We start from the raw sequence: 19,859 nt of genomic DNA, 5'->3' as shown, positions 1-19,859 counted from the left end.
GATCAGTCCACCGTCACGTAGTCGGGACCGGAGTAGCGCCCGGTGCTCAGCTTCTGGCGCTGCATGAGCAGGTCGTTCAGCAGGCTGGAGGCGCCGAACCGGAACCACTCGTTGGTCAGCCAGTCCTCGCCCGCCGTCTCGTTGACGAGGACCAGGAACTTGATGGCGTCCTTGGTGGTGCGGATGCCGCCGGCCGGCTTCACACCGATCTGGATTCCAGTCTGCGCCCGGAAGTCGCGTACGGCTTCGAGCATGAGCAGGGTGTTGGCGGGGGTGGCGTTGACGCCGACCTTGCCGGTGGAGGTCTTGATGAAGTCGGCCCCCGCGAGCATGCCGATCCAGGAGGCGCGGCGGATGTTGTCGTACGTCGACAGCTCGCCGGTCTCGAAGATGACCTTGAGGCGGGCGGCGGTCCCGTCGGGGCGTACGCAGGCCTCCTTGACGGCCCTGATCAGCTCGTACGTCTCCAGGTACCGGCCGGCGAGGAAGGCGCCACGGTCGATGACCATGTCGATCTCGTCGGCGCCGGCGGCGACGGCGTCACGGGTGTCGGCCAGCTTGACCGGCAGCGCGGCGCGCCCGGCGGGGAAGGCCGTGGCGACGGAGGCGACCTTGACGTCGGCGCCGTTCAGCGCCGCCTTGGCGGTGGCCACCATGTCGGGGTAGACGCAGACCGCGGCGGTCATGGGCGTGCCGCGGTCGGTCGGGTCGGGGTGGACGGCCTTGGCGGAGAGCGCCCGGACCTTGCCCGGGGTGTCCGCACCCTCGAGCGTCGTCAGGTCGATCATCGAGATGGCCAGGTCGATGGCGTACGCCTTGGCCGTCGTCTTGACCGAGCGGGTGCCGAGCGAGGCCGCGCGGGCCTCCAGGCCGACTGCGTCTACGCCGGGCAGCCCGTGCAGGAAGCGGCGCAGCGCGCTGTCGGACGCCGTCACGTCAGCGAATGCGGAGAGGGTGGTGGGCATGGTCACCAGATGAGCATATCTACGCGCGTAGCGCCTGTCACCCCCCTCGGTGCGCACAGGAGCGTGACGTCCGCCATCGGAGCCCCCGGGCCGCGCGCCCGCACCTCCGGCGGACCCATGCGGCACAATCGGCGCATGACTACGCCCTCCCCCCACGAGCCGGTCTACGCCGACCGCGTCTACCGCTCCCCCATGGCCGTCGTCACCGGGGTGCTGCTGCTCGCGCTCGTCGCGTGGCTGTGCGGGGACGCCGCCGTACGCGGCGGGGGGAGCACGCGGTGGACCGGCATCGCCGTCGCCCTGCTCGCCGTCCCGCTGATCGTGGCGTTCACCCTGCGGCCGGCCGTCTTCGCCAACGACGACCGGATGCGGATCCGCAACCCCTTCCGGAACATCGAGCTGCCCTGGGCCGCCGTCGACGCGGTCCGCGCCGGGTACTCGGCGGAGGTGCTGGCCCAGGGGTCGAAGTACCAGCTGTGGTCGGTGCCGGTGTCGCTGCGCGAGCGCAAGAAGGCCGGACGGCAGTTCAGCCGCCGGGACGCGCTGACCGGCAAGGGGCTGACGGCCCAGGACAAGGGGGCCGAACCGGCCGCGCCGCAGCGGGCCACCGCCGACCGGGCGGTGGACGAGCTGCGCGAGCTCGCCGAGCGCGGGGCGGGCCGGCCCGGTGCGCAGGGGGGCGTCACCGTGCGCTGGGCGTACGAGATCATCGTGCCCGCCGTGGCCGGCGCCGTGCTGCTGGCCGTGCTCCTGGCCACGGGCTGAGCGGGCCGTCGCCGCGCCGCCGTAACCGCCGTGTAACGGCCGCGGCCACCGGAACCGGTGCCGCCGGGGGGTGCGTCCTCGCAGGTGTGCACCGTCATGAGGGCAGCGGCAGCGCCGCCACCGCCACACAGCTCCCGGTCCGGTCCCGGCTCCTGAGCGGGGCCCTGCTGGCCGCGCACCTGCTGGTCGTCGGATGGCTGACCCTGAGCCCCCTGGACGTCCCGTGGGCGGCCGCCGCGAACCTGACGCCGCTGGACGGGATCCGGGCGGACCTCGCCCACGGACCGCTGGAGGCCGCCCGGCGGATCGGCGAGGGGCTGGCGCTGCTGGCCCCGCTGGGAGTGCTGCTGCCGCTGACCGGCGGGCGGCTGACGCCCGGGCCGCTGGCCGCCTGGTCCTCGCTGGCACGGACGGCGGCCGCGGCCGTACTGATCTCCCTCGGCATCGAGATGCTGCAGACCGCGGTACCGGGCCGGGTGCTGGACGTGGACGCGCTGCTGCTGAACACCGCCGGAGCGGTGATGGTCCACGTGGCCGTCGTACCGGTACTGCGCGCCCGGCTGCGCCGCACCCACGCGTCTCAGGGGCCCACCCCGAGAATTTCCAGGGTCGGCATCGGACCCTGGACCGAGGTCCTTTCGGCGGTGCCGCGCGAGTATTGAGGCATCGCGGAAGGGAAGATCCCGGAGCGCGATTCCTACGAAGGAGAAGAAGATGAGCGCGATTACCCGCCCCCGTGACGGACGGATGATCGGCGGCGTCTGCGCCGGGCTCGCACGGCGTTTGGGCATCAAGGCCCGCACGATGCGGATCGTTTTCGTGGCCTCGTGCCTGCTGCCCGGACCGCAGGTCCTCGTCTACCTCGCCCTGTGGCTGCTGCTGCCGAACGAGAAGACCGGCGCGGGCACGCCGCGGACCGCCTGGTAATCCCCGGTCCGCGGGCCCCGGCCCCGGTCCGCGGGACGTCGGCCCCGGGACACCGGGGCGCGACCGGTGCTCCGGCGGGACTCAGCCCGCCTTCCGGACCTTCTCGAGCTGCTTGTCGGCCACTTCCTGCGGGACCAGCGCCTTCCGGTCCGCGGCGGCCACGTTCAGGGCCATGAGCCGCACGACCCGGTCGCCCTCGCGCACGACGACCACGTGGACCGCCGCCGAGGCGCCCTCGGCGGCGGCGGTGGTGGTCCAGCTGACCGTCTCGTCGCCCGCCGTCCGGTACGGGATGGCCTTCACGTCCCGGTAGCGGCCGGTCTGCTTCTGGACGGTGGCGGTGAAGCCCGTACCGCAGGCCGCGACGGCCTCGCGCAGCCGGGACACGACCCGCTTGGCCTCGCTCTCCCCGTAGGAGCTGACGGAGGCGGAGACCGCGAGTCCGACCTGCTTCTGGGAGCCGATGCCGCGGTTGACGGTCTCGCGGGCCGCCGGGTCGGGCTTGTCGCCCATGATGTCGGCGAGCGGCTGGCAGGCCTTCTTGTCGGCCTGCGGCTGGCCGTCGGGGGCGTTCGGGTTCTTGCCCTGCGCGGAGATCTGGTAGCCGGCCAGGTCGCCCTGGACGAGGGCGGCCCGCTCCAGGCTCGCGTCCTTCGCCTTGGGCGCGGCGGGGGCCGGCGGCGCGCCGGGCGCGCCCGAGGGGCTGACGGCCGCGGAGCCCCTGGGGTCGGGGCTCTTCCCGGGCGCGGGGGCCTGCGTACCGCTGCCGCACGCGGCCGCTCCGAGGAGCAGGGCGGGGAGCAGCGCGAGCCTCGTCGCGGGTGCCGCAAATCGTGCCGTGATGCGCATGACCGAACCTCATACCCCGGGAGTCGGCGGGCAGTTGGTGGTGATCGTGGCACACCGCGCAACGCGGCGCACACCTCTTCGAAGGGGCGTGCGCCGCGTGCGCGTGCGTGCGATTTACCGGCGCTCGGGTCAGCCGCCGATGCCGCCGGGCAGCGGGGGCAGTCCGCCGAGCAGGCTGGTGACCGGGGCGGCGGCGTCGGTGGCCTCGCCCTCCTGGGCCGCCTGCTGCGTCTGGTCGGTGAGGGAGCTGGTGGCGCTGGTGAGGGAGCCGAGGGTGTCCGTCAGGCTGGCGGCGGGGAGCGCCGAGGCGGAGGCGGTACCGGCGGCGCCCGCGGCGAGGGCGGCACCAATCACAGCGACACCGAGGGACTTGGCAGCAGACTGCTTCATGAAAAATCGTCCTTGCGACGGGGAAACTGAGCGGCTCCGCAACCTAGCCACTTCAAACCCGCTCCCGCAAACATCCTTAAATACGAGAAAGCGTCCGGGAATTGTGATTCCCGGACGCTTTCCTTGGGTGAGGCCGTGGCCTAGGCCGAGACGGTTCCGCTGGTGGAAGCGGTCTGCCGGAACAGCCATTCGGACTTCAGCTCCGCATAACCCGGCTTGATCACGTCGTTGATCATGGCCAGTCGTTCATCGAAAGGAATGAACGCGGACTTCATCGCATTGACGGTGAACCACTGCATGTCGTCGAGCGAGTAGCCGAAGGTGTCGACCAGGTGCTCGAACTCGCGGCTCATGCTGGTGCCGCTCATCAGGCGGTTGTCGGTGTTCACCGTCAGCCGGAAGTGCAGCTTGCGCAGCAGGCCGATCGGGTGCTCGGCGTACGAGACGGCCGCTCCGGTCTGCAGGTTCGAGGTGGGGCACATCTCCAGGGGGATGCGCTTGTCCCGGACGTACGAGGCGAGGCGGCCCAGGGTGACCGAGCCGTCCTCGGCGACCTCGATGTCGTCGATGATCTTCACGCCGTGACCGAGGCGGTCGGCGCCGCACCACTGCAGGGCCTGCCAGATCGACGGGAGGCCGAAGGCCTCGCCCGCGTGGATGGTGAAGTGGTTGTTCTCGCGCTTGAGGTACTCGAAGGCGTCGAGGTGGCGGGTGGGGGGGAACCCGGCCTCGGCGCCGGCGATGTCGAAGCCGACCACGCCGTTGTCGCGGTAGCGGTTGGCCAGCTCGGCGATCTCCAACGCGCGGGCCGCGTGGCGCATGGCGGTCAGCAGGGCGCCGACGCGGATGCGGTGGCCGTTGGCCTTGGCGCGGCGCTCGCCCTCGCGGAAGCCGTCGTTCACGGCCTCGACGACCTCTTCGAGGGTCAGACCGGCTTCCAGGTGCTGCTCGGGGGCGTAGCGGATCTCCGCGTACACGACGCCGTCCTCGGCGAGGTCCTCGGCGCACTCGGCGGCGACCCGGAAGAGGGCCTCCTTCGTCTGCATGACGGCGCAGGTGTGCGCGAACGTCTCCAGGTAGCGCGGGAGGGAGCCGGAGTCCGCGGCGTCACGGAACCAGACGCCCAGCTTGTCGGCGTCCGTCTCGGGCAGCTTGTCGTAACCGGCCTCGGCGGCCAGCTCGATGATGGTGCCGGGGCGCAGTCCACCGTCGAGGTGGTCGTGCAGGAGCACCTTCGGGGAGCGGCGGATCTGGTCCGGGGTGGGCAGGTTGGGGGTCTCGCTCGTCATCCCGGCACTCTACTCCTACGCGCGTAGAGCAGCGCGTCGACGGCGGGGTCGATATGTAACAGAGACCGTACGGACGGGTCGCGTACACCCGCCGGTCTGAGACTGTTCCGCCATGGCACAGCATGCGCCGCCGGCGCGCGGGGCCCGCCTGGGGCGGGCGGCCGGCGCGAACGGCTCGGTCTCGACGGTCAGTGGTGTGGTGCTCCTGCTTCCGGGAGCGTCCCGATTCCCCTCCGGTCCGGTACGTCCGCTCGCGCGGGCGCTGGTCCGGGCGGGCGGGGCGCGGGGGCTGGTGGCGCACACCGTGGTGCACGGGGCCGCGCCCCGGGAGGAGGCCGCCGGGTGGGCGGCGGACGAGGTGGTCCGGCGGTACGGGGACGTACCGGTGTGCCTGGCCGGCTTCGGCGCGGGCGGCCGGGCCGCGCTGCGGGCGGCCGGGCACGGGGCCGTGAACGCGGTGGTGGCGCTGGCCCCTTGCTTACCGGAGGGCGAGGACGCCGGCACCGCCGAGCCGGTGAAGCAGCTCGCGGGCCGGCAGGTGCTGATCGTGCACGGCACGAACGACGCGCGCAGCGACCCGGAGTCCTCGTTCCGGCTGGCGGCGCGGGCCAAGAAGGCGAATCGTTCTACCTGCCGGTTCGAGGTGCACTCCGACGGGCACGGGCTGCGGGAGCACCGGTCGGAAGTGGTGGCGCTGGCGGTGGACTTCGTCCTCGGCGCCGTGTTCGCCGGCCGGTACTCGCGTCCGGTCGTGGACGCGCTGTCGGCTCCCCCGCCGCTGGGCCTGCGGATGCCGCTGGCCTCCGGCTTCGGGCGGTCCCTGCGGGGCTGAGCGTAGAGTGGGAGTGGACTCGGGGTGGTTCTCTCCTGGAGGCGGTCCGCCATGGCCGGGATGGTGCGCAAGAGCTTCGACAGCGCGGACGAGACGCGCCCGTTCACCGATGGCAAGGGCAGGCTGGACGTGCTCATGACGGACGGCGGCGCCGTCGGGCGCGCGGTCTTCGAGCCGGGCTGGAAGTGGTCCGAACACATCAAGCCGCTGGCCGGTACGGACAGCTGCCAGTCGGCGCACACGGGGTACGTCGTCAGCGGCCGCATGCAGGTCGTGATGGACGACGGCGAGGGCACCGAGTACGGCCCCGGGGACTTCATGCAGCTCGCCCCCGGGCACGACGCGTGGGTCGTGGGCGACGAGCCGTGCATGGTCGTGGACTGGACGGGCTTCGACAACTACGCCAAGCCCGCCTGACCGGTCCGGCCGGCCCCGGCCCGGGCCCGGCGCGGCACGGGCCGCGGGCCGCGGGCCGCGCCGGCGGTCGGGGCCGGCCGCTCCGTCCCCTCTCGGTCGGATGGCCCCGGCGGCGCGGCCTCGCGTCGTGGGACCACTGTGCCGGTTCGGCATAGGCCGGAAGCCTCCGTTCAGGCGTCGGCTTGCCGCCTTGCGGGAACCCGAGGGGTTTACGAACGGGCACAGACCGGGACGAATGTGCCTATGCCAGCCGATGCCGAAGACCCCCAGGACCTGAGCCCCGCGGCACGGCGCCTGTACGCGTACGCCGTCGAGCGGCACGCCTTCACCGCGGCCGAGGCCACCGCCGCCCTGGGGGCCCGCGCCGGGGCGGCGGTCACGGAGCTGGCCGCGGCGCACCTGCTGCAACGGGCCCCGGGAGACGGGCCGGAGCGGTGGAGCGCGGTGGCGCCCCGCGCGGCGGCGGCCCGGGCACTGGCCCCGCTGGCGTTGCTCGTACGGGAGACCCACGACGAGATGGACCGGCTGCGCGGGCGGCTGGAGGCGCTGGTGCCCGCGTACGAGGCGGGGGCCGCGCACCGGGACCTGAGCGGGTCGGGGCGGCTGGAGCTGGTCACCGACCTCGGCGCGGTGCGCGGGCTGATCACCGAACTGGCGGCGGGCTGCGAGCGGGAGCTGCTGACCTCCCAGCCGGGCGGGGGCCGGCCGCAGGAGACCCTGGAGGAGGCGGTGGGGCGGGACGAGTCGCTGCTGGCGCGCGGGGTCCGGATGCGGACGCTCTACCACCACACGGCGCGCTACTCCCGCCCCACGGCCGCGTACGTGGAGCGGATCACGGCGCTCGGGGCGCAGGTGCGCACGCTCGGCGACGGCCTGATGCGGATGCTGGTCTTCGACGCGCACACCGGGGTGATGGCGGTGCCGGGCCGTCAGGGCGCGGCGCTGGTGGTGCGGGAACCCGGCGTCGTGCACTTCATGACGGCGGCGTTCGAACGGTCCTGGCCGGGCGCGCGGCCGTTCCCCACCACCGTGAGCCCGGAGGCGGCCCGGGCGGTCTCGGAGGAGCTGCGGCGGACGATCGTGCTGCTGCTGTCGGAGGGCCTGGAGGACAAGGTGATCGCGCGCCGGCTCGGCATGTCGGAACGCACCTGCCAGCGCCACATCGCGGAGATCATGCGCGCGATCGGCGCCAAGTCCCGCTTCCAGGCCGGGTACCTGCTCTCGCACGCGACCACACCCCGCCCGCCCGAGCCCCCCGGGCCCGACGGGCCGGTCAGCTGAGGTGCCGCCGACCGCCCGGCGGGCCGGTGGACGGGGTCCGGCGCCGGGCCGCGCGGGCGGCGCGCGGAGGGGGCGTCAGCCCTGGGTTTCCAGTTCCGGGATCAGGCGGCCCCTGCGGGACAGCAGGAAGCGCTTGAACGCGGCCACCGGCGGGGTGTCCGGGTGGCCGTCCAGCCAGGCCACGCCGATCTCGCGCACCGCGCGCGGCGCCGTCACCGTCAGCTCCACCACCCCCGGGCGTGGCACCGCCGGCGGGGGCAGCAGGGCGACGCCCAGGCCCGCCGCCACGAGGCCGCGCAGGGTCTCGGCCTCCTCGCCCTCGAAGGCGACCCTGGGCGTGAACCCGGCCTCCGCGCACAGGTCGTCGGTGATCCGGCGCAGGCCGTAGCCGGCCTCCAGGGTGACGAAGGTTTCCTCCGCGGCCTCCGCCAGCCGGATCCGCTTGCGCACCGCGAGGCGGTGGTCGTCCGGGACCACCAGGCGCAGCCGCTGCTCGTCCAGGCGGCGGGCCACCAGGTCGGGGGCGTCGGGCACCGGCGAGGTCAGGCAGAGGTCGAGTTCCCCGGCGCGGAGCTTCTCCAGCATGGCCTCGCCGTAGTTCTGGACGAGGGAGAACCGTACGCGCGGGTGGTCGGCCCGGAAGGCGCGGATCAGGCCGGGCACGGTCTCGGGGCCCAGGGTGTGCAGGAAGCCGAACGCGACCTTGCCGGAGGACGGGTCGGCGTCGTGCTGGACGGATCCGGCGGCGCGGGCGATCCCGTCGAGGGCCTGCTCGGCGGAGGCGAGGAAGGTGCGGCCCGCCGTGGTGAGGGCGACGGTACGGCCCTTGCGGGCGAACAGCGAGACGCCGAGGTCCTGTTCGAGGCGGACCATGGCCCGCGACAGGGTGGACTGCGGTACGCCCAGCTCGTGGGCGGCGCGGGTGACGTGCTCGTGCCGGGCGACCGCGACGAACTGGGCGAGCCGGGGGGCCAGCTGGTGTGTCACGGACATGTCTTCTTCGTAACGGTCCATCGATATCCGAACCCGTGAGCTGTGCTGATGCGTGAGTGGATCGATTATCCCGGATTCGTGCATTGGACGCATGAAAAAGGGACACCTACCTTCGACGTATGCCTCCCGCTCATACCGGGGCACCCTTCCTCACGGGTGCCTCCACTCCGTCGTTCCCGTCGCCCCCGGCGCCCCTGGCCGAACCCCGCTCCCCCGGCCGTCCCGGCTACCGCCGGATGAGCCTCGCGCTCTTCGCCGCGGGCCTCGCGACCTTCGCCCTCCTCTACTCCACCCAGGCCCTGCTGCCCGCGCTCTCCGCCGGTTTCGGCGTGACGGCCGGCCGGGCCAGCTGGACGGTCTCCGCGGCCACCGGCGCGCTCGCCCTGTCCGTCCTGCCGCTCAGCGCGCTGTCCGAGCGGTTCGGCCGGACCCGGATGATGACCTGCTCGATGGTGGTGGCCGTCGGCATCGGCCTGCTGGTGCCGTTCGCGCCGAGCCTGGAGTGGCTGGTGGCGCTCCGCGCGGTGCAGGGCGCGGCCATCGCCGGCATCCCCGCCTCCGCGATGGCGTACCTGGCGGAGGAAGTCCGGCCGAAGGCGCTGGTCGGGGCGATCGGCCTGTTCGTGGCGGGCAACTCCATCGGCGGCATGAGCGGCCGGATCGTCACCGGCTGGGGCGCGCAGCTGTGGGGCTGGCGCGGCGGGCTGCTGGCCGTCGGCGTGATGGCGCTGGTCTGCGCGGTGGCCTTCCTGGTGCTGCTGCCCCGGGCCCGGTTCTTCCGGCCGGCTTCGCTGGACCCGCGCGCGGTGGGGCGTACCGTCGCCGGTCACCTGCGCGATCCGCTGCTGCTGCGGCTGTACGGGATCGGCGCGCTGTTCATGACCGTCTTCGGCGCCGTCTACACCGTCATCGGGTACCGGCTGGTGGAGGCGCCGTTCTCGCTGGGGCAGGGCGTGGTCGGGTCGGTCTTCCTGGTGTACCTGGTGGGTACGGCCTCCTCGGCGGCGGCCGGGCAGCTGGTGGCCCGGGCGGGCCGGCGCGGGGCGCTGTACCTGGCGGTGACCACGACGGCCCTGGGGCTGCTGCTGTCGCTCGGGGACTCGCTGCTGCTGGTCCTGCCGGGGCTGGTGCTGATCACGGCCGGCTTCTTCGCGGGGCACGCGGTGGCCTCCGCCGCGGTGAGCCGTACGGCGAGGACGGGCCGGGCGCAGGCCTCGGCGCTCTACCAGTCGGCGTACTACCTCGGCTCCAGCGCGGGCGGCACCCTGGGCGCGCTGGCGTACCACGCCTCGGGGTGGGCGGCCACCGTCGGCATCGCGCTGCTCGCGGTGCTGGGCGTCGTGGCGATCACCCTGTACGGGTCCCACGCGGCCCGCGCCGAGCGGCGTCGGCCGCTCGCCCCGGGCGGTCGGGCGGCGGCGGCCCGCTGAGGCGCCGGATCCGGGGCTCCGGGGGTGCTCGGGGCACACTTCGGCCTCGGAAACGGTCGCCCTGCGCTCCGCCGGCGGCCCGCAGCGGCCAAGTCCGTTCAAAGTCTGTGCGGCGTGCGCAACTCGCTCTAGCGTGGAGGGCATTGGCGCCCCCAGGGTGCGGGCGCGGCAGGGGAGGACCGGATGGCGGCGATACGCGTGCGCGCGCGGCGGCGGGCTGCGGTGGTGTTCGGCGGGGCTCTGGCGCTGGCGGCGCCCCTGGTGGTCCTGGGGGGCGGTACGGCGCAGGCCGCCGCCTGCAACGTGACCACCGGGCCCTACCAGCGGCAGGTCGAGCAGTTCCTGGGGCGGCCGGTGGACGGGGTGCAGTCGGCGGCCGACTGCACGGCCATACAGTCCTTCCAGGCCACCCACGGGATCACCCCGACCATGGGGTACGCCGGGCCGCTGACCTGGCAGACGATGAGCACGATGCTGGCGCAGCGGGCGGCCGGCACCAACCCGAACGCCGACCGCAAGTGCCCGACCGACCTGGGGCGGATCGCGTGCGTCGACCTGACCCGCCAGCTCAGCTGGATCCAGGACGGGGCCACGCTGAAGTACGGTCCGGTGCCGGTGCGCACCGGCAAGGCGGAGACGCCGACGCGGACCGGCCTGAAGAAGATCTACTACCGGAGCATCAACCACTGGTCGACGATCTACAACGTCCCGATGCCGTACTCGCAGTTCTTCGACGGGGGGATCGCCTTCCACTCGGTCACCAAGAGCATGTGGAACCCGCCGGGCTCCGGGGGCTGCGTGAACATGACGACGACGGACGCCAAGGCGTACTGGAACATGCTGGGCAACGGCGAGGACGTCTACGTGTACGGGCGCAAGCCCGGAACCTGACGAGCCCGGAATCTGGCGTTCCGCCCGCCCGGGCTGCCGTTGTCGGACCCCTCGGGTAGTTTCCGAAGGGACGGAAACCACCTGGGGGACGGCAGCCATGAGTGACCTCGCGACCTCGTCAACGGAACTCGACGCGGCGATGGACCGCTACCGCGTCGAGCTGACCGGCTACTGCTACCGGATGCTCGGCTCGTCCTTCGACGCCGAGGACGCGGTGCAGGACACGTACGTCCGCGCCTGGCGGGCGTACGAGAGGTTCGAGGGGCGCGCGTCGCTGCGGTCGTGGCTGTACCGGATCGCCACCAACGTCTGCCTCGACCTGCTGAAGGCGGGGAACAGGCGGGCGCGGCCGATGGACCTGTCCGCCCCGCAGCACCAGGCCTCCGCCGTGCTCAGCGAGCGGCCCGAGGTGACCTGGCTGGAGCCGGTGCCCGACGGGCGGGTGCTGCCGCAGACCGCCGACCCGGCGGAGATGGCGCTGGCCAAGGAGTCCGTCCGGCTGGCCTTCGTCGCGGCCCTCCAGCACCTCCCGGCGAAGCAGCGGGCCGTGCTGATCCTGCGCGAGGTGCTGGCCTGGAAGGCGGACGAGGTCGCCGAGCTGCTGGAGACCTCGGTGGCGGCGGTGAACAGCGCGCTCCAGCGGGCCCGGGCGACCCTCGCGGGGCAGGCGCTGCGCCCGGGTGACCCGGCGGACCCGCTGGACGCGGACCAGGCGAAGCTGCTGGAGCAGTACCTGTCCGCCTTCGAGGCCTACGACATCTCGCGGCTCACCGCGCTGCTGCACGAGGACGCGGTGCTGTCGATGCCCCCGTACGACCTGTGGCTGCGGGGCCCCGAGGACATCGCCGCGTGGCACCTCAACCAGGGCATCGGCTGCAAGGGCTCGCGCCTGGTCCCGACGACGGCGAACGGCCTGCCGGCCTTCGGGCAGTACCGCCCCCGCGAGGACGGCCAGCCCGGGCACGTGCCGTGGGCGCTCCAGGTACTGGAGGTATCAGACGGCCGGATCGTCGGCCTCAACGCCTTCCTGGACACCGCCCGCTGGTTCCCCCTGTTCGGCCTGCCCGAGCAGCTCGACGAGACCGACGAGGCGCAGTAGGGCCAGCAGGGCCGGGCCGGCGCCGGTGAGCCGCAGCCGGGTGCCGTGGCGGCGGGCGGCGAGCGCCAGGCGCGCGAGCGCGTCGACGGTGGCGAGGGTGGGGGCCGTGACGGCGCGCACGTCGCAGGTCACCGGACGGCCCGGGCCGTCCCGGCACAGCTCGCCGAGGCGTGCGCACAGCGCGGGGACGTCCGGCTGGGGCCCTTCGTCCAGGGCCAGGGTTCTGATCTCCACGGGTGGATGACCGTCACCGGCCCCGGGACTCATCGGCGTCGCCCGGGCGGCCCCCCGGGGGAACGGGCCGGGGCGTGCCGGGGGCGGGCACCCGTGCGGCGCTGCCCCCGGCCCTCGCCCCGGCCTTGGCCTCGGCCTCGGCCCGGACCTACGCGATGCGGTCCAGGACGATCGGCGTGGCGGAGTACGCGGTGCCGGCCGGGGCGATGTCGTAGCAGCCCTCGAGGGAGGCCAGGGCGTACTCGAACTTCTCCGGGGTGTCCGTGTGCAGGGTCATCAGCGGCCGGCCCGCGGTGACGGTGTCGCCCGGCTTCGCGTGCAGCTCGATGCCCGCGCCCGCCTGGACCGGGTCCTCCTTGCGGGCACGGCCCGCGCCCAGGCGCCAGGCGCCGACGCCGACCGCGTACGCGTCGAGGCGGGTCAGGACGCCCGAGGCGGAGGCGGTGACCACGTGCTGCTCGCGGGCCACCGGCAGGGCCGCGTCCGGGTCGCCGCCCTGGGCGGAGATCATCCGGCGCCACACGTCCATGGCGGAGCCGTCGGCGAGGGCCTTCGCGGGGTCGGCGTCCTTGATGCCCGCCGCGTCCAGCATCTCCCTGGCCAGGGCGATGGTCAGCTCGACCACGTCGGCCGGACCGCCGCCGGCGAGGACCTCGACGGACTCGCGGACCTCCAGCGCGTTGCCGGCGGTCAGGCCGAGCGGGGTGGACATGTCGGTGAGCAGGGCGATGGTCCGGACGCCGCTGTCGGTGCCCAGGGCCACCATGGTGGAGGCCAGTTCGCGGGCGTCCTCGATGTTCTTCATGAAGGCGCCGGAGCCGACCTTCACGTCCAGGACGAGCGAGCCCGTCCCCTCGGCGATCTTCTTCGACATGATCGAGGAGGCGATCAGCGGAATGGCCTCGACCGTGCCCGTGACGTCGCGCAGCGCGTAGAGCTTCTTGTCCGCCGGGGCCAGGCCGTCGCCCGCGGCGCAGATGACGGCACCGGTGGTGTCGAGCACGTGCAGCATCTCCTCGTTGGAGAGCAGGGCCCGCCAGCCGGGGATCGACTCCAGCTTGTCCAGGGTGCCGCCGGTGTGGCCGAGGCCCCGGCCCGAGAGCTGCGGCACGGCCGCGCCGCAGGCGGCGACGAGCGGGGCCAGCGGGAGGGTGATCTTGTCGCCGACGCCGCCGGTGGAGTGCTTGTCGGCGGTCGGGCGGGAGAGGGAGTCGAAGTTCATCCGCTCGCCGGAGGCGATCATCGCGGCGGTCCAGCGGGCGATCTCGGCCCGGTTCATGCCGTTGAGCAGGATGGCCATCGCGAGCGCCGACATCTGCTCGTCGGCGACGACCCCGCGGGTGTATGCGTCGATGACCCAGTCGATCTGCTCGGGGCTCAGTTCACCGCGGTCCCGCTTGGTCCGGATGACGGAGATGACGTCCATGAGGTGACTTCCTTCTACGCGCATAGAGATGAGGGAGGGAGGTTCGAGGGGTTTTCGAGGAGGGGGCGGGAGCGGCGACGGCCCTCCGCCCGGCAGGGCGGAGGGCCGTCGGTGCGGCTATCTCAGGTGGTCGGGCCCGAAGGCCTGCGGCAGCATCGCGCTCAGCGGCAGGATCCCGTCCGGTGTCTCCACCAGCAGCTCCGGGCCGCCGAACTCGTAGAGCAGCTGGCGGCAGCGGCCGCAGGGCACGAGGATCTCGCCCTTGCCGTCCACGCACGTGAAGTGGGTGAGCCGGCCGCCGCCGGTGGCCTGGAGGGAGGAGACCAGGCCGCACTCGGCGCACAGGCCGAGGCCGTAGCTGGCGTTCTCCACGTTGCAGCCGGTGACCACCCGGCCGTCGTCCACCAGGGCGGCGACCCCGACCGGGAAGCCCGAGTAAGGGGCGTACGCCCGGGTCATCGCCGCCCGGGCGGCCGTCCGCAGGGCCTCCCAGTCCACCGCCCGGTCCGCGGTCACTTGCCCTGGCCCTTGCGGTACGGCATGCCGTCCGCCTTCGGCATCCGCAGGCGCTGCGCCGACAGCGCGAGCACCAGCAGCGTCGTCACGTACGGGGCGGCGTCCACGAACTGGCTGGGCACCTGGTCGGTGGCCAGGTACCAGGCGAAGAGCCCGGCGGCGCAGACGGCGGCGATACCGGCCTGGAGGTACTTCTTCTTGTACAGCTGCCAGCCGAGGGCCAGCACCAGCAGGATGGCGATCAGCAGCAGCATCGCGTGGACGTTCTCGGCGCCGCCGCGCAGCTTGAGGCTGTCGGTGAAGCCGAACAGGCCCGCGCCCAGCGCCATGCCGCCCGGCATCCAGTTGCCGAAGATCATCGCGGCGAGACCGATGTAACCGCGGCCGCCGGTCTGGCCCTCCTGGTAGATGCCGGTGGAGACGATCGCGAGGAACGCGCCGCCGAGGCCGGCCAGGCCGCCGGAGACGATCACGGCGATGTACTTGTACTTGTAGACGTTGACGCCGAGGGACTCCGCCGCGACCGGGTTCTCGCCGCAGGAGCGCAGGCGCAGGCCGAACGCGGTGCGCCACAGCACCCACCAGGTGGCGGGGATCAGCAGCACGGCGACGATGGTCAGCAGCGACAGGTGGGTGACCAGGCCGCCGAGGACGCCCGCGACGTCCGAGACCAGGAACCAGTGCTTGGCCTGGAGGCCGTCCAGCCCGCTGGAGAGTCCCGGGACGGTGATCTCGGTGATGGACTCGATGCGCGGGGACTGCTTGGAGGAGCCGCCCTCGGCCTTGTCGAAGGTGAAGTTCGACAGGTACTGGGTGAAGCCCGTCGCCAGGATGGTGACCGCCACACCGGAGACGATGTGGTTGACGTTGAAGGTGACGGTGATGATCGCGTGCAGCAGGCCGCCGATGGCGCCGCCGACGATGCCCAGCAGGACGCCCGACCAGGGGCCCCACTGGTAGCCGGCCCAGGCGCCGAACCAGGTGCCGAGGATCATCATGCCCTCGAGGCCGATGTTGACCACGCCGGCCCGCTCGGCCCACAGGCCGCCGAGGCCCGCGAGGCCGATCGGCACGGCGAGCTGGAGGGCCCCGGAGACCTGGCCCACGGAGGTCAGGTCGTTCGCGCCGGAGATGACCCGGACCAGCGAGACCAGCGCGAGGCCACCCGCGATGATCAGCAGGATCCAGGGCAGGGTGAGCTTGCGGCGGCCGCCCGGCACGGGCGCGGCTTTCGTCGTGGAAACGGTGCTGGCGCTCACGCCGCGACCTCCTTCTCGGTCTTGATGGCGTGGCCGGCGGCCAGCTCCTCGCCGACCTTCTGCTGCTGCCGGCGGATGCCGTAGCGGCGGACGAGCTCGTAGCTGACGACCACGGCGACCACGATCAGGCCCTTCATGATCGTGCCGATTTCCTTGGCGAAGCCGGCCGTGTCGAGGCCGGCCGAGGCCTTGTCGATGAAGGCGATCAGCAGCGCGGCGAAGAAGATGCCGACCGGGTTGTTGCGGCCGAGCAGCGCGATGGTGATGCCGGTGAAGCCGATGCCCGCCGGGAAGGACAGGTTGTACGTGTGGGACTCGCCCAGCAGCAGCGGCATGCTGACCAGACCGGCGACGGCGCCCGAGATGAGCATCGAGGTCATGATCATCTTCTTGGCGTCCACGCCGGAGGCCTGGGCGGCGGACTCGCTGGCGCCGGTGGCGCGCAGGTCGAAGCCGAAGCGGGTGCGGTTGAGCACGAACCAGTAGACGACGCCCAGCGCGAAGGCGATGAAGGTGAAGCCGTAGATCTCCAGGCCGTCGCTGAGCTCCACGCCCGGGAACCAGCCGGACTCCGGGATGTCACCGGTGGTCAGGTCGTTGGAGCCGACCGGCTGCACGCCGAGGTTCTTGGGGAGGATCAGCCAGGCGATCAGCGAGGTCGCGATGGCGTTGAGCATGATCGTCGAGACGACCTCGCTCACGCCGCGCTTGGCCTTGAGGACGCCCGCGATGCCGGACCAGAAGGCGCCGACGAGCATCGCGACGAGCACGATCACCAGGATGTGCAGCGGGCCGGGCAGCGTGACGGCCGCGCCGACCAGGGCGCTGACCATCGCGGCGAGGCGGTACTGGCCGTCCACACCGATGTTGAAGAGGTTCATCCGGAAGCCGATGGCGACGGCCAGGGCTGCCAGGTAGTACGTGCCGGCCTGGTTCAGGATGAGGACCTGGACGTCCTCGTAGCCGGACTGTTCGATCATGATGCGCAGCGGCTCGATCGGGTCCACGCCCGAAGCGGCCAGCACGATCATGCTGAGTACGAAGGCGCTGACCAGTGCCAGCGCGGGTCCGGCGAAGCCGAGAAGCAGCCGGTCCTTGTCGAATTTCTTCATCGGGCCTCGTCCTCCGTCGTGTCGCCGTCGACCCCGGCGGAGTGGTCGTCAGTGGCTTCCAGGTGCCCGGTGGCGGCGCCCGTCATGGCGGTGCCGAGCTCCTCGGGGGTGATCGTCGCCGGGTCGGCGTCCGCGACCAGGCGGCCGCGGTAGATGACGCGGAGCGTGTCGGACAGGCCGATCAGCTCGTCCAGGTCGGCGGAGATCAGCAGCACGGCGAGGCCCTCGCGGCGGGCCTCGCGGATCGCGTCCCAGATCTGCGCCTGCGCGCCGACGTCCACACCGCGCGTGGGGTGGGCGGCGATCAGGAACTTGGGGTTGTGGCTCATCTCGCGGCCGACGATCAGCTTCTGCTGGTTGCCGCCGGAGAGCGAGGCCGCGGTGACGTCGATGCCCGGGGTGCGGACGTCGTACTCGCGCACGATCCGCTCGGTGTCCTTGCGCGCGGCCTTCGGGTCGAGGATGCCGCGCCGGGAGTTGGGCGCCTCGGTGACGTGGCCGAGGATGCGGTTCTCCCACAGCGGGGACTCCAGCAGCAGGCCGTGGCGGTGGCGGTCCTCGGGGATGTAGCCGATGCCGCCCTCGCGACGCTTGCGCACCGGGGTCCTGGTGATGTCGTCGCCGTCGAGGGTGATGACGCCCGCGTCGGGGGTGATCATGCCCATGAGGGCCTCGATCAGCTCCGTCTGGCCGTTGCCCTCGACACCGGCGATGCCGAGGACCTCGCCCTTGTGGATGGTGAAGCTGATCCCGTCGAGCAGCAGGCGGCCGGCCACCGGGGTCTCGCGGATACCGGTGCCGGGGTCGCCGGGGGCGCTCGTGGAGGTCTCGGGGGCGATGACCACGCCCGCGTCGGCGACGGTCAGGCCGTCGACCTTCAGCATGGGCGTCGTGGTCACCGTGGACTCGCGGGTCTCCGGCGAGGGCAGCTCGCTGCCGACCATCAGCTCGGCGAGCTGCTTGGTCGTGGCGGTCTTGGGGTCGGCGGTGCCGACGGTGGTGCCGCGGCGGATGACGGTGATGTCGTCGGCGACCTTCAGGACCTCGCCCAGCTTGTGCGAGATGAAGATGACCGTGAGGCCCTCCGCCTTGAGCTCGCGCAGGTTGTCGAAGAGCGCGTCCACTTCCTGCGGCACGAGCACGGCGGTCGGCTCGTCGAGGATGAGGGTCTTGGCGCCGCGGTAGAGGACCTTGAGGATCTCCACCCGCTGGCGGTCGGCCACACCGAGGTCCTCGACCAGGGCGTCGGGGCGCACGCCGAGACCGTACGCGTCCGAGATCTCCTTGATCTTCTTGCGGGCCTTGGCGCCGATGCCGTAGAGCTTCTCGCCGCCGAGGACGACGTTCTCCAGGACGGTGAGGTTGTCGGCCAGCATGAAGTGCTGGTGCACCATGCCGATGCCGCGGGCGATGGCCTCGCCGGGGTTGTTGAAGGAGACCTGCTCCCCGTCGATGGCGATGGTGCCCTCGTCCGGCTTCTGCATGCCGTAGAGGATCTTCATCAGGGTCGACTTGCCGGCACCGTTCTCACCGATGAGGGCGTGGACCGTGCCCTTGCGGACGGAGATGGCGATGTCCTTGTTGGCGACGACGCCGGGGAAACGCTTGGTGATGCCGTGCAGTTCTACGGCGAGAGGGGGGCTGGACGCGTTGATGACGCACTCTCCTTGGCGCGGAAGGAGCTGGAAAAGCCGAGTGGGCAGGGGGACAGGGCGGAGATCGGCCGGGCGGGTGGGCGGGAGTCGGACGGTATCGCGTCCACCATGCCTCTACGCGCGTAGCACTGTCGGAAGTGAAAACTTGCGGCCAACTGGCCACAAGTGGTCACCGACTCAGGGGGGAGACGCGGTGCGGGGTCCGGGAGCGGTTGAGACCGCTTCCCGGACCCCGGTGACCGCGACGGGACGTCAGACGGGCCGTTACGGCGTGGTCTTGACGGTGATCTTCTTCGCGATGATGTCGGCCTTCGCCTTGTCCACCGCGGCGATCAGGTCGGTCATGTTCTTGTACTCGGGGTTGGAGTCGGCCAGGCCGACGCCGTCCTTGTCCAGGCCGTAGCGGACCTCACCGGACTGCGGGCTGCCGTCCTTGACCGACTTGATCAGGTTGTAGACCGCGTCGGAGACGTCCTTGGTGACCGAGGTCAGGATCTTGTCCTTGTACTTCGACAGACCGGCCTGGTTGTACTGGTCGGAGTCGACACCGATGGCCCACTTGCCGGAAGTCGCGGCGGCCTCGATGGCGCCCGAGCCGGCGAGGCCGGCAGCGGCGTAGATCACGTCGGCGCCGCCGTCGATCTGGCCCTTGGCCGCGGCCTTGCCCAGGTCGGGCTTGGCGAAGCCACCGAAGTCCGGCGGCTGGGAGAGGTACTTGGTCAGTACCTTCGCGTTGGGGTTGGTGTCCTTGACGCCCTGGGCGAAGCCCGCCTCGAACTTCTTGATCAGCGGGACCTCGACACCGCCGATGAAGCCGACCGTGCCGCTCTTCGACGCCTTGGCGGCGGCGACGCCGGCCAGGTAGGAGCCCTGCTCCTCGTTGAAGACCAGGTTGGCGATGTTCTTCTCGGTCACCGAGGTGTCGTCGATGATGCCGAACGTGGTGTTCGGGAACTTCGCCGCGACCTTCTTGATGGCCGGCGCGTACGCGAAGCCGACGCCGATGACCGGGTTGTTGCCCTTGCGGGCCAGCTCGGTGAGGCGCTGGACCTTGTCGGCCTCGCTCTCGCCCTCGGTGGGCTCCGCCTCGGCGCCCTTGACCTTCAGGTCCTTCTCGGCCTTCTCGAGGCCCGCGTAGGCGGCGTCGTTGAACGACTGGTCGCCACGGCCGCCGATGTCGTACGCGATGGCCGCGCCCGCGGAGGAGGAGGCGCTGCCGTCGGCAGACGGGCTGTCCGAGGACTTCTTTCCGCCACAGGCGGTGGCCGAGAGGGCCAGCGCCGCGGACGCGAGGCCCACGGTGGCGATCCTGGTGATCCGGCGCAAGGGGAGGCTCCTTCAAAACCTGACCGAAGCGCCACGACCGGCGCTGGTTTCGCGGCGATCGTAACGCGCGTAGATGTCAGTTAAAGGCCCGTTCATGAGTCGTTATCGGATCGACGCGAACCGGACAGTGACCGATCGGTAACAGGACAGGCGTCCGGCCCTTGTGTACCAAGGGCTGGACGCCGCCGACGGCCGGCCCGCCG

21 protein-coding genes are annotated in these 19,859 nt (G+C 72.2%); 9 read left to right on the top strand and 12 right to left on the bottom strand.

Annotation, left to right across the window (positions count from 1 at the left end):
- Positions 1–2: 2 nt before the first annotated feature.
- On the bottom strand, positions 3–965 hold the full coding sequence (gene deoC / locus ACZ514_RS06270; protein ID WP_468170168.1) for a deoxyribose-phosphate aldolase: 963 nt from the start codon (positions 963–965) through the stop codon (positions 3–5).
- A 135-nt stretch (positions 966–1,100) separates the two neighbouring features.
- Between deoC and ACZ514_RS06265 the strand changes: the two genes are divergently transcribed.
- The 3 genes from ACZ514_RS06265 (at position 1,101) to ACZ514_RS06255 (ending at position 2,657) form a co-directional block, all read left to right on the top strand.
- Positions 1,101–1,730, top strand: coding sequence for a PH domain-containing protein (locus ACZ514_RS06265; protein WP_468169981.1), 630 nt, complete (start codon positions 1,101–1,103; stop codon positions 1,728–1,730).
- Positions 1,731–1,816: 86 nt separating this feature from the next.
- Complete coding sequence (locus ACZ514_RS06260) at positions 1,817–2,392, top strand: VanZ family protein (protein ID WP_468169984.1); 576 nt, start codon at positions 1,817–1,819, stop codon at positions 2,390–2,392.
- Between the two features lie 52 nt (positions 2,393–2,444).
- On the top strand, positions 2,445–2,657 hold the full coding sequence (locus ACZ514_RS06255) for a PspC domain-containing protein (RefSeq protein WP_469124241.1): 213 nt from the start codon (positions 2,445–2,447) through the stop codon (positions 2,655–2,657).
- Between the two features lie 81 nt (positions 2,658–2,738).
- Here the strand turns inward: ACZ514_RS06255 and ACZ514_RS06250 are convergent, their stop codons facing one another.
- The 3 genes from ACZ514_RS06250 to ACZ514_RS06240 form a co-directional block, all read right to left on the bottom strand.
- Positions 2,739–3,506: a hypothetical protein gene (locus ACZ514_RS06250; protein WP_469124240.1), complete on the bottom strand. Its 768-nt coding sequence runs from the start codon at positions 3,504–3,506 to the stop codon at positions 2,739–2,741.
- Positions 3,507–3,635: 129 nt separating this feature from the next.
- The gene (locus ACZ514_RS06245) at positions 3,636–3,896 is read right to left on the bottom strand and encodes a hypothetical protein (protein ID WP_388934510.1); all 261 of its coding nucleotides are present in this window, start codon (positions 3,894–3,896) and stop codon (positions 3,636–3,638) included.
- Positions 3,897–4,036: 140 nt separating this feature from the next.
- Positions 4,037–5,185: an adenosine deaminase gene (locus ACZ514_RS06240; protein WP_388934513.1), complete on the bottom strand. Its 1,149-nt coding sequence runs from the start codon at positions 5,183–5,185 to the stop codon at positions 4,037–4,039.
- Positions 5,186–5,297: 112 nt separating this feature from the next.
- On the opposite strand from ACZ514_RS06240, the gene ACZ514_RS06235 reads away from it, so the two are divergent.
- The 3 genes from ACZ514_RS06235 (at position 5,298) to ACZ514_RS06225 (ending at position 7,715) form a co-directional block, all read left to right on the top strand.
- Positions 5,298–6,017, top strand: a complete 720-nt coding sequence (locus ACZ514_RS06235; RefSeq protein WP_469124239.1) for an alpha/beta hydrolase — start codon at positions 5,298–5,300, stop codon at positions 6,015–6,017.
- Between the two features lie 51 nt (positions 6,018–6,068).
- Positions 6,069–6,434 carry a cupin domain-containing protein gene (locus ACZ514_RS06230; RefSeq protein WP_467895934.1) on the top strand — a complete coding sequence of 122 codons (366 nt, stop codon included), beginning with the start codon at positions 6,069–6,071 and terminating at the stop codon, positions 6,432–6,434.
- A 243-nt stretch (positions 6,435–6,677) separates the two neighbouring features.
- On the top strand, positions 6,678–7,715 hold the full coding sequence (locus ACZ514_RS06225) for a helix-turn-helix transcriptional regulator (protein WP_468169997.1): 1,038 nt from the start codon (positions 6,678–6,680) through the stop codon (positions 7,713–7,715).
- A 75-nt stretch (positions 7,716–7,790) separates the two neighbouring features.
- Here the strand turns inward: ACZ514_RS06225 and ACZ514_RS06220 are convergent, their stop codons facing one another.
- A complete protein-coding gene (locus ACZ514_RS06220; protein ID WP_468170000.1) occupies positions 7,791–8,729 on the bottom strand; it encodes a LysR family transcriptional regulator in 939 nt (312 codons plus the stop codon).
- Positions 8,730–8,827: 98 nt separating this feature from the next.
- Between ACZ514_RS06220 and ACZ514_RS06215 the strand changes: the two genes are divergently transcribed.
- The 3 genes from ACZ514_RS06215 (at position 8,828) to ACZ514_RS06205 (ending at position 12,128) form a co-directional block, all read left to right on the top strand.
- Complete coding sequence (locus ACZ514_RS06215; protein WP_468698959.1) at positions 8,828–10,138, top strand: MFS transporter; 1,311 nt, start codon at positions 8,828–8,830, stop codon at positions 10,136–10,138.
- A 183-nt stretch (positions 10,139–10,321) separates the two neighbouring features.
- The gene (locus ACZ514_RS06210; RefSeq protein ID WP_468170006.1) at positions 10,322–11,029 is read left to right on the top strand and encodes a L,D-transpeptidase family protein; all 708 of its coding nucleotides are present in this window, start codon (positions 10,322–10,324) and stop codon (positions 11,027–11,029) included.
- Positions 11,030–11,126: 97 nt separating this feature from the next.
- Positions 11,127–12,128, top strand: a complete 1,002-nt coding sequence (locus ACZ514_RS06205) for a sigma-70 family RNA polymerase sigma factor (protein WP_468170009.1) — start codon at positions 11,127–11,129, stop codon at positions 12,126–12,128.
- On the opposite strand, the gene ACZ514_RS06200 is transcribed toward ACZ514_RS06205, so the two are convergent.
- The 7 genes from ACZ514_RS06200 to ACZ514_RS06170 form a co-directional block, all read right to left on the bottom strand.
- The gene (locus tag ACZ514_RS06200) at positions 12,024–12,362 is read right to left on the bottom strand and encodes an STAS domain-containing protein (protein ID WP_468170012.1); all 339 of its coding nucleotides are present in this window, start codon (positions 12,360–12,362) and stop codon (positions 12,024–12,026) included. The two genes, ACZ514_RS06205 and ACZ514_RS06200, sit on opposite strands and share 105 nt — an antisense overlap.
- A 148-nt stretch (positions 12,363–12,510) precedes the next feature.
- Positions 12,511–13,788, bottom strand: coding sequence for a thymidine phosphorylase (locus tag ACZ514_RS06195; protein ID WP_468170015.1), 1,278 nt, complete (start codon positions 13,786–13,788; stop codon positions 12,511–12,513).
- 117 nt (positions 13,789–13,905) lie between these two features.
- Positions 13,906–14,304: a cytidine deaminase gene (locus ACZ514_RS06190; protein ID WP_468170018.1), complete on the bottom strand. Its 399-nt coding sequence runs from the start codon at positions 14,302–14,304 to the stop codon at positions 13,906–13,908.
- Positions 14,301–15,563, bottom strand: a complete 1,263-nt coding sequence (locus ACZ514_RS06185) for an ABC transporter permease (protein WP_468170021.1) — start codon at positions 15,561–15,563, stop codon at positions 14,301–14,303. The genes ACZ514_RS06190 and ACZ514_RS06185 overlap by 4 nt, the downstream gene beginning before the upstream one ends.
- Positions 15,560–16,675 carry an ABC transporter permease gene (locus ACZ514_RS06180; RefSeq protein ID WP_468170024.1) on the bottom strand — a complete coding sequence of 372 codons (1,116 nt, stop codon included), beginning with the start codon at positions 16,673–16,675 and terminating at the stop codon, positions 15,560–15,562. Before ACZ514_RS06180 ends, ACZ514_RS06185 begins: the two co-directional genes overlap by 4 nt.
- Positions 16,672–18,330 (bottom strand): ABC transporter ATP-binding protein, encoded by a 1,659-nt coding sequence (locus ACZ514_RS06175; protein ID WP_468699044.1) that lies wholly within the window; start codon positions 18,328–18,330, stop codon positions 16,672–16,674. Before ACZ514_RS06175 ends, ACZ514_RS06180 begins: the two co-directional genes overlap by 4 nt.
- Positions 18,331–18,594: 264 nt before the next feature.
- Entirely contained in the window at positions 18,595–19,656 is a 1,062-nt protein-coding gene (locus ACZ514_RS06170) for a BMP family lipoprotein (protein ID WP_468170027.1), read from the bottom strand.
- Between the last annotated feature and the right edge of the window lie 203 nt (positions 19,657–19,859).

Source organism: Streptomyces sp. NPDC034086, from assembly GCF_055575515.1.
This window is presented reverse-complemented; position numbering and strand designations above follow the sequence as displayed.

What these genes read in the sequence shown, in the direction of transcription:
- deoC (WP_468170168.1), bottom strand. Translation starts at nt 965, where the DNA reads ATGCCCACCACCCTCTCCGCATTCGCTGACGTGACGGCGTCCGACAGC.
- ACZ514_RS06265 (WP_468169981.1), top strand. Translation starts at nt 1,101, where the DNA reads ATGACTACGCCCTCCCCCCACGAGCCGGTCTACGCCGACCGCGTCTAC.
- ACZ514_RS06255 (WP_469124241.1), top strand. Translation starts at nt 2,445, where the DNA reads ATGAGCGCGATTACCCGCCCCCGTGACGGACGGATGATCGGCGGCGTC.
- ACZ514_RS06250 (WP_469124240.1), bottom strand. Translation starts at nt 3,506, where the DNA reads ATGCGCATCACGGCACGATTTGCGGCACCCGCGACGAGGCTCGCGCTG.
- ACZ514_RS06245 (WP_388934510.1), bottom strand. Translation starts at nt 3,896, where the DNA reads ATGAAGCAGTCTGCTGCCAAGTCCCTCGGTGTCGCTGTGATTGGTGCC.
- ACZ514_RS06240 (WP_388934513.1), bottom strand. Translation starts at nt 5,185, where the DNA reads ATGACGAGCGAGACCCCCAACCTGCCCACCCCGGACCAGATCCGCCGC.
- ACZ514_RS06235 (WP_469124239.1), top strand. Translation starts at nt 5,298, where the DNA reads ATGGCACAGCATGCGCCGCCGGCGCGCGGGGCCCGCCTGGGGCGGGCG.
- ACZ514_RS06230 (WP_467895934.1), top strand. Translation starts at nt 6,069, where the DNA reads ATGGCCGGGATGGTGCGCAAGAGCTTCGACAGCGCGGACGAGACGCGC.
- ACZ514_RS06225 (WP_468169997.1), top strand. Translation starts at nt 6,678, where the DNA reads ATGCCAGCCGATGCCGAAGACCCCCAGGACCTGAGCCCCGCGGCACGG.
- ACZ514_RS06220 (WP_468170000.1), bottom strand. Translation starts at nt 8,729, where the DNA reads ATGGACCGTTACGAAGAAGACATGTCCGTGACACACCAGCTGGCCCCC.
- ACZ514_RS06215 (WP_468698959.1), top strand. Translation starts at nt 8,828, where the DNA reads ATGCCTCCCGCTCATACCGGGGCACCCTTCCTCACGGGTGCCTCCACT.
- ACZ514_RS06210 (WP_468170006.1), top strand. Translation starts at nt 10,322, where the DNA reads ATGGCGGCGATACGCGTGCGCGCGCGGCGGCGGGCTGCGGTGGTGTTC.
- ACZ514_RS06205 (WP_468170009.1), top strand. Translation starts at nt 11,127, where the DNA reads ATGAGTGACCTCGCGACCTCGTCAACGGAACTCGACGCGGCGATGGAC.
- ACZ514_RS06195 (WP_468170015.1), bottom strand. Translation starts at nt 13,788, where the DNA reads ATGGACGTCATCTCCGTCATCCGGACCAAGCGGGACCGCGGTGAACTG.
- ACZ514_RS06180 (WP_468170024.1), bottom strand. Translation starts at nt 16,675, where the DNA reads ATGAAGAAATTCGACAAGGACCGGCTGCTTCTCGGCTTCGCCGGACCC.